Here is a 10924-nt window from a genome sequence, read left to right on the forward strand (position 1 = left end):
CGTCATGCCACAGACCGGGTCCTTCACTTCAACGGCGGCCGGGCCGCTGCCGTGTGGGTGATCGTGCTGGTGATGACCATGTACTTCGTGCGCGCCGGCGTTCGTTGTCTTGCCGGAACAGCAGGACGGGCTTGTAGACGTGGCAGGGTTTGCCGAGTCGACCGTACTGACCGGTTGCTCGTCGGATTCGTGCGCGCCGTGGTGGATGCTGCTCATGACCGGGACTCCTGATTCAAGGCATTGACGATCGGGCAAGACGAAAGAGCCCCGTGACCGGGACAAGCGTCGACCAGATGCTGGAGGCCCTCGCGGATGCGGTTCAGCTCGCGAATCTTGTCCTGTACCAGCGCCAGCTTCTGTTCGGCAGCCCGCTTCATCCCGGCCATGTCCCGCTCGCTCTGGGCGGTCAAGGTCAGCAGCTCGGTGATCTCGGCCAGTGTGAAACCCAGATCCTTGGCACGGCGGATGAACTTCAGACGCTCGACGACCTCCGTGGGGTAGTCGCGATAGCCGGATTCCCGCCTTGACGGCGGCGCGATCAGTCCTTCCCGCTCGTAGTAACGAACGGTGTCGATCGAGGTATCGGCCAGCTTGGCAAGCTTGCCGATTGTGAGAGTAGCCATGGGTCGCTCCTGTTCAATCTGCTGAATGTGGAGCGACTGTAAACCCTGGACTCTAGTCAAGAGTCAAGCATGTCGGGTAGCGCAGTGTTTCCGGTTACGCCGAATCTCGGCGAAGGAACTGGTGGCATGGCGCACCGTCCTCCCGAGGACCTCAACATTGCGGCAGACATACGTTCGCCGAGATCGCCAAGCGCGCTGTCAATTGCTCCTTCGGAACGGCCAGCGTAGCTGCTGCCAGTAACGCTCCGGCATCGGTTGGCCGTGTAAGCCGACTTCACCGACACCCGGGCTGCGAGGCGCATCGTGGAACGTCCCGAACAGGTGATCCCAGATCAGCCACACCTCGCCGAAGTTGACCTGCGCATCCTCGAATTCCCGCTTATGGTGCCAACGGTGCATCTCGGAGACGCCCAGCAAGGATCGGACGGGGCCGAGGCGGTAGTCGAGATTGGCGTGCTGGAATGCAAGGTGAACGCTCATGAAGCTCAGCCAGGCGCCGACCGCAATCGGTGTCGCCCCGAGCAGCAGCAATGCGATCAGCCCTGGGCCCGCGAGAACCAGTGCTGACAGCGGATGACGGCGCCCGCCATTGAGCCAGTACAGACGCTCGGGGCTGTGATGGATCGCGTGCAAGCGCCACAGCAGGCCGCTCGCGTGACTGGCGCGGTGCATTGCGTACAGCCCCAAATCCATCACAGCGCCGGCCAGCAGCACCTGCAACACCATCGGTGCCATGTGAGCCCATAGCACCCAGGTCTCGGGCAGCAATGCTCGGAGTCCGAAGGCGATTGCGACCGCGCTCTGGATCAGCAGGTAGCTCACCAGGAAGTGCGCCGCATCGACCGCCGTGTCGCCGCCGTGATCGGAGTTCCAGGCGTTCTCGAAAGGCGCGACGCGTTCGAGCAGCGCCACGCAGGCGATGGCGGAGGCCACGATCAGAGGAAAGACCGGCCAGTAGGACACGCCTGCGCTGGCCAGCGCGACCAGAAGGGTTGCTGCGCCGCCCGCGATCAGCGGATAGGCACCGTATCGAACGAGGGTGCGAAGAATGGAAGGCATCTGAATCTCCGGCGAGTGCTGGGGACCATGCCGCTGCCGCTGCCATCGGGTCTTGAACGAAATGGCTAAGCGCGATCGTTCAGTCGCAGCAGCACGCCTGGCGTGATGCCGAAATGCCGCCGGACCGTGCGATTGAAGTGCGCCACGTCCGCGAAACCGGCGGCCAGCGCCGCATCAGTCAAGGGGTCCCCGCGCATCACGCCGGCCATCGCGGTAAGCAGCCGTCGCCAGCGAAGATAGGGTCGCAGCGGCAGGCCGGCATGCGCACTGAAGCGATGCAGGAACCTGCTCGTGGACAGACCGGCTTCACGGGCCAGGCGCGCCGCCGGCAATGAGTCGGGGATTGCAGCGGGCAGCGCAGCGAGGAGCGCAGCGATGACAGGGTCCGCTGACTGCATGCTCGCATCCGCGTCCGGCGTCGGCTGGATGGCTTCGACGAGCAGGCGATCCAGCCGGCGGTCCTCCGATGCGTTCACTGCGGTTCGTGCCCTGTTCGTCTGCTCATCCGACAGCACCGTGAAACCGTCGGCCAGCAGCATGCGCACGCGACGACCCGCGTCGGAATCGGGATCGAGATACACCAGAACGACGTCTTCACTGGTCGGTGCAAGCTGGTGCTGCTGGTTATGTCCGATGACCACGCCGCGATACGACTGCCACCCGGCCATCGGCGTCCATAGCGCCTGGGGAGACTCGGCCAGCAGCATCTGGATCGCGTGGTGGGCGTGCGCTGCGTTGTCACCGGAGCGTCCCTTGAAAGCGCCCCAGCCGATACCCAAGCGCGCGGAGCCTCGCCATTGCGTGCGAACAGTATTCACGGAGACCTCGCGGCGCTTCGCCGGTGAATCAGCAGATGGGCAAGCGCTTTGTATTTTACGTTCGCTCCCTCAGGCTTCCATATTTCGATCAGAAGCGCCGGACGCTAGGGAGTGCTGCGCGATTCGATGTCCTGATCGCGACTGGCCGCCGCCAGAGCGCCGATCAGGCAGCACGAACTACCGACCTGAATCGGGGCAAAGCCACTTCCCGGTGTCCGCATGCCGACAACCTGCCCGTGGAACACGCGCGCGGAAGCGCCGATGACACGACCTCGGTCGGCAAAGAAGCGCACGTCGTACTTCCATTCCTTGCCGTCCCGGTCGATGACGGGATGAGGTGCGTAGCGCTGGGCGAGGTAGGCATCCGCCGGCAACTCGTCGAGCTTGTGGCGGCTGATGCTCTTGCCGACGTACACGCCGCGGCTCGCGTAGCCGGACCCGGGCTTGAACACCCACTCGCTGCGTTCGGCGTACCACTCGGCTGCCGAACGTGCGCTCATCGGGACCGTCTCGGCGATGCGAAACGACTGCCCGGTCACTGCGTCCCGCGCGAGTTCGGCGTGTTTCGACCATTCGATGAAACGACGCTTGTCGGCGATGGCCTCGTATGCCTGCGGCGACGGCGCGAGAATAGTCGCTCCCTCAGACACCGCACGGCGCACGGGAGCATGTTCGGGTGCAGTCAGCAGGAAGTCGGTGCTGCGCCAGTAGATACGATCAATCGGCACGCCCGCGTGTTGCAGGCGGCCGTCGCCGAAACTCAGTTCGGCCGCATCGACGACACGAACCTCCCGTGCAAAGGGTCGCAGCAGGTCCGCAATCTCCAGCATCTCCGCGAGCAAGGGCTGTGACGCGAGTTGATCGTCGACGATCGCCACGACGCCAGTCATGTTGGCGTCGTCGCCCAGCAGGTCGCGGCGGAACAATGCGAGCAGCCGGTCCTCCAGCATGCCCTGCTGCCAGTCGGCGCAGCAGTCATTGCCGTGGCGAGCGGCCTGTATCGCAGTGAGGACGCCGCCAGCGTTGGTATTGACCTCGATCAGCACCGGGCCTTCGGGTGAGGGATGGACGTCGTAACTCAGCAACAGGGGGCGCGAGTCGTCCATCGCATTCGCAGCGAGGATGCGCGCCCACAAGTGCTCGATGCCCCGCGCGATCAGTTTCATCGCTGCCGCCGAGACAGGAATTGGCTGCTCGAGTACCGGCAGCCCGAAAGGGCTGGATGCTGCCGGGTTCAAGGATGACGTCATCGAAGGATTCCGGTTTGCATGATCCGCAGTGTCGGCACCAGGCTCAGCAGCGTAAGCCATACCCTGGTCGTCCGAGGGCGAAGGAACGCTGAGCAGCGAGATCGTGACCAGGCAATTAGGCGGGCGGCATCGCCTGCGGCCGCAATTCCTTTCACCACCACATTCGGATGCCCGCCACGAACCGGCGCTCGTTGACCGGGTCACCTGCCAGGCGGCGTCGATCGGCGGTACCTGCGAAGGAACGCTCCCCCACATAACCAATGTAGGGTGCGAACTTGCGGTGCAGCTCGTACCGCAGACGTATCCCGGCTTCGATGTTGCCCAGCCCGGCGCCAACGCCGCGCTCGCTTTCGGACTTGCTATAGGCGTTTGCCTCGACACTGGGAACCAGGATCAAGCGGTTGGTAAAGCGCATCTCGTATGCAGCCTTGAGCCGTGCCGACAGTCGCCCGTCGTCACCGACATAGCCAGTGGCTTCGATGTCGAACCAGTAGGGTGCCAGCCCTTGGGCGCCGAAGGCCAGATAGGTATGCGCACCAGCGCCGAAGTCCTGCCGCAGCCCGAGTTGCGTTCCCCAGAATGCGGCGCTTGGGCGGTACCACAGCGCCTCGCCACTCGTGGTCGGGTCGGTTTCGCCCGGCAGCCTGAGGCCCTGAGTGCGCAGCCACAGCTTGTTGCGGTCGTCACCATAGTTGCCTTGCAGGCTCCAGGCGTAGCCCTCGCCTTCATTGCCCGACAGGAACTCCAGTTCATCGGCCAACACCATGCCAAACGCGATCCGGTCCGTCGCCTCCATACCCGACATGCCGGTGTACTCGTAGCCATCGGCGTAAGCGTCGGGATCGCGAGCGTCCGGCGGCGCTCGACCGCCCTGCATCGCGCCCCTGTCCATCGTTTCCATTGTCGTGCCGGAAGCCGGCGTCGATCCCATATCCATTCCTGCCATCGGTTCTGCAGGGGCCGGACTTGGCGCCATGTCCATCGAGCGCATCGCGCCGGTCGAGGTCTCTGCAGGCTTGTCGGCTGGCGTCACCGTCGGCGCGGACGCCGGTACGTGCTCGTGTCCGAAGTGGCTCGGTGCGGGAGCGATTTCCGCCGTTCCTGTCTGCGCGTTCGCCGAGGTGTCGAACAGCGTGAGCACGGCGATCCATCCACCCATGACGATCATCCGCATGTTCATGCCACCACCACTTCGCGGAACATGCCTGCAGCCATGTGATACAGCAGATGACAGTGAAAGGCCCAGCGTCCGGGGGCGTCGGCAGTGACCGCAAAGCTGATGCGCTGCGCCGGCTGCACGGAGATCGTGTGCTTGCGCACCTGGAACGCACCGCGTTCCGATTCCAGCTCCATCCACATGCCGTGCAGATGCATGGGATGAATCATGTTGGTGTCATTGGCCAGGATCACCCGCAGCCTCTCGCCGCTGCGGAAGTGGATCGGTTTGGCGTCGCTGAGCTTGACGCCGTCGAACGACCACTCGAAGCGACCCATGTTGCCGGTCAGGTGCAACTCGATTTCGCGATCCGGCACACGCTTGTCGATCGATCCGCTAGGGGTGTGCAGATCGGCGTAGGTCAGCACGCGGCGGCCGTTGCCGCGCAGATTGGGACCCGGATCGTCGAGGTTGGTGCGCGGAAAGTCCACGCGCATATCGACTCCGGGGCCGTATTCGCTGCGCGCATGACGAACCTTGTTCGGCATCGGGCCTGACTCGCCGGTCATCGAGGCCATCGCGCCCATCATGTCGACATCGGTGAGCCAGACCGGTGCATCGGGCTGCGGCACTTCGGCCTGCATGCCCGCACGCGGTGCCAGCGTGCCGCGAGCAAAGCCCGTGCGGTCCATCGATTGCGCAAAGATCGTATAGGCCTTGTCGTCAGGCATCTGCACGATCACGTCGTAGGTTTCGCCGGGGCCGATGCGGAACTCATCAACCTCCACCGGCGCAACGTCCTGGCCATCGGTGCCGACGATGGTCAGCTTGAGGCCGGGAATGCGCACGTCGAAGTAGGTTGCGGTGCCGGCACCGACGAAACGCAGCCGCACGCGCTCACCAGCGCGGGCAACGCCGGTCCAGTTGCTCGCCGGATTGGCGCCGTTCATGAGGTAGGTGTACGCCGCCGCCGATATATCGCTGTAGTCGGTCGGGCCCATGCGCGCACGGTTCCACATCACGCGCCGCTGGTGCGCGCCGGACAGACCCAGGCGCGACAGATCCTTGAATACCTCGCCAACGGTCGGGAGCCCGAAGTTGTAGTAGCTGCCCATCTTTTTCAGATTGAGATACACCGCCAGCGGCGCTTCGTCGGTCCAGTCGCTGAGCAGCACGGTGTAGTCGCGTTCAGTGTGTTGCGGCACAAGAACCCGCGGTTCGACGACGAGCGCGCCGTACAAGCCGGTCTGCTCATGCAACGTGTGCGCGTGATACCAGTAAGTTCCCGACTGGCGCAGCGTGAAGCGGTAGGTGAAGGTCTCGCCGGGCGCGATGCCGGGAAAGCTGATGCCCGGCACGCCATCCATGTCCGGCGGCACCAGCAGGCCATGCCAATGCACCGCGGTTGGCTCGCTCAGCCGATTGGTCACGCGCAGGGTGATCGTGTCGCCCTCGCGGACGCGCAGCACCGGGGCTGGCACTTGGCCATTGACGGCGGTTGCCACGCTCGCGCGGCCGGTGAAATTCACTGGCAGCTCGGCGATGTCCAGATCGAACTCGATCCCGCGCAATTCTCGGGGCGCGCCGTCAGCCGCCAGCAAACGTGCTGGCCACGAAACAAGGGTGCCCAATGCGGCGGCTGCAACGCCCTGCACGAAGTGTCGCCTCGAGACAGGGACGTCCGAGTCGATCACTTGAGGTTCTTCGGCGACTCGGCGCCGTGATGATGCCCGCCGTGTCCAAACAGATGCATCAGCGGGCAGGCCAGAACCAACCCCCAGAACAGTACCGTGGAGAGGTGACTCTGGTGCTCGGAGGAATACCAGTAACAGGCTGCTGCCAGCAGCAACAGCACGGCAGTGGCGAGCCAAAGCTTGGTTCCTCGGCTCAATCCCGATCGATGTTCATGAACGCTTTGCATTGGCGACCCTCCTGGTATTCAAGCGACGGCATCTCATGAGCCGGATCTCGGCTACTGCGTGTCGTTACATGTGGGGCATCGCATCTGGCATCGGCTGAGGATCGGCGCCATCAGGCGGCGGCATTCCCATCGCGTCGTCGTCCTTTTCCATGCAGCCCATCCCCATGCAACCTTTCTTCATCGGCGGCGCGGCTGGCGGCTTTGTGCCTCCGTTCTTGGGCATGTTCGGCATACCCTGGTCGGGCTGCTTGCCAGGTGCCATGCCGTGAGCTTGCTGCAGTTGCTTCACCTGCTCGCGCAGGGTTCTTACTTCCTCTTCGAGCTGAGCGTTGCTGCGAGTCGCAGCGAGGGGTGACTTTGCGGTCGGTGCCGGTGTACTGGGCTTGGCGGCGGGCGGGTTCATTGGCGCCATCGGCTCCATCTCAGCGTAGGTCGCCGTCATCGAAAGACCGAACGCAAGAACGGCTGCGCCTACGCAGGGGGATGCGGCTTTCATCAAACGGGTTTTCATCGAGCTAACTCCGGTAAAAGTTGTGGCCAGCCTGGCCGAGCGTTTCCGCTTGCAGCTATGCCGTTGCGGTAGCCGGGGCGGTGTCGTACTGGATGTGAGTCATGGTGTGCGCGCGGCCCGCGCCGCGCTTTGACTCAGGTCAATCGTGTCAGGCCGAACAAAAGTGGACGGCCATCGACGATTGACGTATTCGGATGAATGACGCGTTTCGGCTCAATTTGTCTAGGCGATAGCCCGCTTATTCCCCGCCGGTCGTTGGCGCCTTGTCCTTCATGTGATCCATATCCATGCCGTCCATCGAGTGCTTCATGGGGTGGGTCATCATCGCCCCCATCCCCTCGTGAATTGGGCAATGCCCGGTCTTCTGCATGACAGGACAATCCTTCATGGCGTCTGTACTGCACTGATCCAAGGACTTATCAGTGCGCATGCAATCCGCCATCTTTTGATACATGTCGGCCATTTCCTTTTTAAGTTCTGGCGACATGCTGCTGTTCACAGTGGATTGGCTTTGGGCAGCATCCGGTGCGGCGGCTTGAGTTTCGACGGTAGCTGGTGAATTTGCCTTTTTCCCATCGCATGCAGCGACAAGCAAGCCCAACGCGACTGCCGCTGCGATGCCGAAGAAAGGCGTCTTTTTCTGGGTGTTCATGGAGGTTGCTCCTGTTGCTGAGGTGGGGAGAGGTGAATCCGGTGATACATCAGTGGTGCTTGTAAAAGCCGACGCCGACGATGTCGTTCCAGCTGGTGGTGTTGTGACACTCGAAGCACTGATCCACGCGCGCGTCCTTCTTGCCAGCAAACTTCTGCGAGACCATCGAGAAATGCTCCATCAGATGGCTCGGCGGCGGCTGATGGCATTGCACGCAGTCCTTGGAACTTGGTGAGGGATGCTGGTAACCAGGCACGATCCAAGCCTCGAAGGTGTGGCACTGCGCGCAGTCGCTGCCGAAGCGTTTGAAATGCGGGTCCTTGCGGTCGTGGCAGCCGGCGCAGTTCAGCACCACGCGCGCACTGCTGGCGCCGATCTGCCCAGGGCGCTTGATGCGCAACCACGTCTCCAGCGAGTTGAGGGTGGCAGCGCTATCGGAGTCGCTGCTAGACGCGCCTGCCAGCGTTCTAGCACCAAGCTTCGCAAGCGCCAGATGGTCCATCGCCACCGGGCGAACGCCTGCCGCCTGATGCTCGATATGACAGCCCGAACACGTCTGTACGCTCGCGTGAAACGCGGTCGGTTGACGCCCTAGCAGCTGCTCGGAATTCGCATGGCAGGCGGTGCACTTCGCCACGGTCACACCGACGGTCGGTTCGTGACAGGCGCTGCACTGCTCGCTCAGATAGGCGTGGCGAGGTGATAGCAAACCAGGACTCACCACCTGCTGCGCTGCCACCGCTGCGGGCTCGAAGTTGAGTAGTGCGAGGACGCTTGCGGTGATCGCCAGGATGAACAGCACCAACCACGGTGTAGCCCGTCTCATTGCAGCCACCGCAGCCCGAAATAGACGCCCGAGGCGATGTGCAGCCCCAGCAACACAAAGAAGACGATCGACAGAGCAATGTGCAGGCTCAGCGAGCGGGCGAACCAGCGCTTGAAGAACTCGTGCATGCGGATCGCGTACTCGAGGTCCGCGACCGATTCGGCGATGCGCATGACCTCGACAGCAGGGCCGCTGATCGGCAACGCGATTCCCAGGGAGGCCAGACCCGCCATGAAGACGGATGCCTGCGGACGCAGGCTCGCTTCCGACGAGATCTTGTCCAGCACACCCCAGGCACCGTCGAGATCGCCACGGGCGGTTTGCAGCAGGATCAGCTTTTCCTTGATCTCGTGGCTGACGTAGGTGAGCAGATAGCGGACTGCAATACCACTGACAACGACAAGCAACAGCACCGCGGTCAGTGCGACGCCCAGGGGGCTGTCGAACTTGTGGCCGGTGTGGACGATCGCGAGCAAGGGACCGACGATTCCGGCGTAGACGTGCAACGACATCCAGAACTGCATCGGCACCTGCGCAGTGGTGCGATCGTGGAAGAACGGGATGCGCTTGACGATCGGATACGCGAGCGGGATCAGCATGAGCGCCGCGCCTGCAATGCCCAACGCGCTGCCCAGACCACTGCCGGGAAAGCGTGGCGAGCGGTGGACGAGAAAGCCAAGCCAGGCCAGCAGCAACACGCTCAGGACACCGAGTACGACGACGCGCTCGCGCGGCTTCACGGCTAGGCCTCGACCACGAGGTCGGTCTTGGCTTTGGCCTGGCAGGCGAGGATGATGCCTCTGGCCTTGTCATCGGCATCGAGCGCGTCCTCGACTGCCATTTCGACTTCACCGGCAGTCATCGTCACCTTGCATATCCCGCAGGTGCCGACGCGGCAGGCAAAGTCGATACCAATGCCAAGCTCCTCGGAGAGTTCCAGAACCGTCTGGCCAGTGCGGCATCTGGATGACTTTCTGTTCTTCGAGAACGTCACCAACGGGCCGGTCGCCGAGGCTGCAAGCCTGGCTGATGTCCCCGCCATGGCCGGAGTGGGGGCAGCGGTGCCGAAGTCTTCCGTCTTCACCTGTTCAGGCGGAACGCCCAGTTCGGTGAGGAGCGCCTTGATCGCTTCCATCATCACGGGCGGCCCGCAAAGATGGACGCGGCGGGAGCCGAGGTCGGGCACGGTCCGCGTGAGCAATTCCCCGGTGATGCGACCACGTGGCCCCTTCCAGTCACTGCCTTTCGAGTGCTCCATCGCTACCGTCACGTGCAGCTTGGGATTGATCTGCTGGAGCGCAGCCAGGTCCTTGGCAAAGATGAAATCCTGTGGCGCGCGGCAGGCATAGATCAAGAAGATCTCGCCAGCCCAGGACTGCTCCGTGAGATAGCGGGCGATGCTCATCATCGGGGTGATCCCGACGCCACCCGCGACGAGCACGACGCTATCCGCCTCGGCGCCGGTAAACGTGAAGCGGCCCACCGGCCCAGCAGCGTCAATCAGGTCTCCGACCTTGAGCAGATCGGTGACGTGACGTGAGACCGCGCCGCGCGGCTCACGACGCACGCTGAGGTCCACGTAGTCTCGCTGCGTTGGCGACGACGAGATCGAATAGGAACGATTCATCCTGGCGCCGCCGATCCAGAACGATAGATTGAGGAACTGGCCCGGCAGGAATGTGAAGGGCATCAGGCCGTCGCCGGAAGCAGGCACGAATCGGAATGTCTTGACGCTCGGCGTTTCGGTGATGACGCTGGCCACCCGCAGCTGTCCCTGCCACTTCGCCGTCAGTGGTGCGGATTGAGCCGTCCGGGAAGCGAGGACGGCGGATGACGCGTCAGGCGCTGGGGGTGGCGTGCCGACTGCGGGCGAAGCTGGGAGTGGCGCTCCGCTGTCCGGCATGGCGCTTGGCGAGATCGCGCCAGGCGCTCCCGCCAGCGGTGGCGACGATCCAGGCGGCGGGGGCCCGGAGCCGGGATCGAGCCGTCCGAACAGGGCCGCAGCACGGCGCATCTTGAGAATGTAGATGGTGACCATCGCGATCGAAAACGCCACCAACAGCAGCATCGTGATGAAGTGAAACGTCCTGACGCCGCTAGACGTCGCC

Annotated in this window: 13 protein-coding genes; all 13 read right to left on the minus strand. The window is 63.5% G+C overall.

What is annotated here, in order from left to right; genetic code table 11:
* Nucleotides 1–216: hypothetical protein (locus QZY06_RS21055; RefSeq protein WP_295687950.1), on the minus strand; the 216-nt coding region annotated here is incomplete at its 3' end.
* The gene (locus QZY06_RS21060; protein WP_295687952.1) at nucleotides 213–623 is read right to left on the minus strand and encodes a MerR family transcriptional regulator; all 411 of its coding nucleotides are present in this window, start codon (nucleotides 621–623) and stop codon (nucleotides 213–215) included. The genes QZY06_RS21055 and QZY06_RS21060, both read right to left, overlap by 4 nt.
* A 198-nt stretch (nucleotides 624–821) precedes the next feature.
* The gene (locus QZY06_RS21065) at nucleotides 822–1682 is read right to left on the minus strand and encodes a sterol desaturase family protein (RefSeq protein WP_295687955.1); all 861 of its coding nucleotides are present in this window, start codon (nucleotides 1680–1682) and stop codon (nucleotides 822–824) included.
* A 65-nt stretch (nucleotides 1683–1747) separates the two neighbouring features.
* On the minus strand, nucleotides 1748–2461 hold the full coding sequence (locus QZY06_RS21070) for a helix-turn-helix domain-containing protein (RefSeq protein ID WP_295687958.1): 714 nt from the start codon (nucleotides 2459–2461) through the stop codon (nucleotides 1748–1750).
* 143 nt (nucleotides 2462–2604) lie between these two features.
* Nucleotides 2605–3666 (minus strand): hypothetical protein, encoded by a 1062-nt coding sequence (locus QZY06_RS21075; protein WP_295687960.1) that lies wholly within the window; start codon nucleotides 3664–3666, stop codon nucleotides 2605–2607.
* A 235-nt stretch (nucleotides 3667–3901) separates the two neighbouring features.
* Nucleotides 3902–4924, minus strand: a complete 1023-nt coding sequence (locus tag QZY06_RS21080; protein ID WP_295687962.1) for a copper resistance protein B — start codon at nucleotides 4922–4924, stop codon at nucleotides 3902–3904.
* A gap of 2 nt (nucleotides 4925–4926) precedes the next feature.
* Entirely contained in the window at nucleotides 4927–6600 is a 1674-nt protein-coding gene (locus QZY06_RS21085; protein ID WP_295687964.1) for a copper resistance system multicopper oxidase, read from the minus strand.
* On the minus strand, nucleotides 6597–6827 hold the full coding sequence (locus QZY06_RS21090) for a DUF2933 domain-containing protein (RefSeq protein WP_295687966.1): 231 nt from the start codon (nucleotides 6825–6827) through the stop codon (nucleotides 6597–6599). Before QZY06_RS21090 ends, QZY06_RS21085 begins: the two co-directional genes overlap by 4 nt.
* Before the next feature lie 64 nt (nucleotides 6828–6891).
* Nucleotides 6892–7338 carry a hypothetical protein gene (locus QZY06_RS21095; RefSeq protein ID WP_295687968.1) on the minus strand — a complete coding sequence of 149 codons (447 nt, stop codon included), beginning with the start codon at nucleotides 7336–7338 and terminating at the stop codon, nucleotides 6892–6894.
* A gap of 238 nt (nucleotides 7339–7576) precedes the next feature.
* A complete protein-coding gene (locus tag QZY06_RS21100; RefSeq protein ID WP_295687970.1) occupies nucleotides 7577–7990 on the minus strand; it encodes a hypothetical protein in 414 nt (137 codons plus the stop codon).
* A gap of 49 nt (nucleotides 7991–8039) precedes the next feature.
* Complete coding sequence (locus QZY06_RS21105; protein WP_295687972.1) at nucleotides 8040–8792, minus strand: cytochrome c3 family protein; 753 nt, start codon at nucleotides 8790–8792, stop codon at nucleotides 8040–8042.
* A 20-nt stretch (nucleotides 8793–8812) separates the two neighbouring features.
* The gene (locus tag QZY06_RS21110) at nucleotides 8813–9556 is read right to left on the minus strand and encodes a hypothetical protein (RefSeq protein WP_295687974.1); all 744 of its coding nucleotides are present in this window, start codon (nucleotides 9554–9556) and stop codon (nucleotides 8813–8815) included.
* A 2-nt stretch (nucleotides 9557–9558) separates the two neighbouring features.
* The coding region (locus tag QZY06_RS21115) for a 2Fe-2S iron-sulfur cluster-binding protein (RefSeq protein WP_295687976.1) at nucleotides 9559–10924 on the minus strand (1366 nt) is incomplete at its 5' end.

The organism is uncultured Nevskia sp., assembly GCF_903885465.1.
Taxonomy (GTDB): Bacteria; Pseudomonadota; Gammaproteobacteria; order Nevskiales; family Nevskiaceae; genus Nevskia.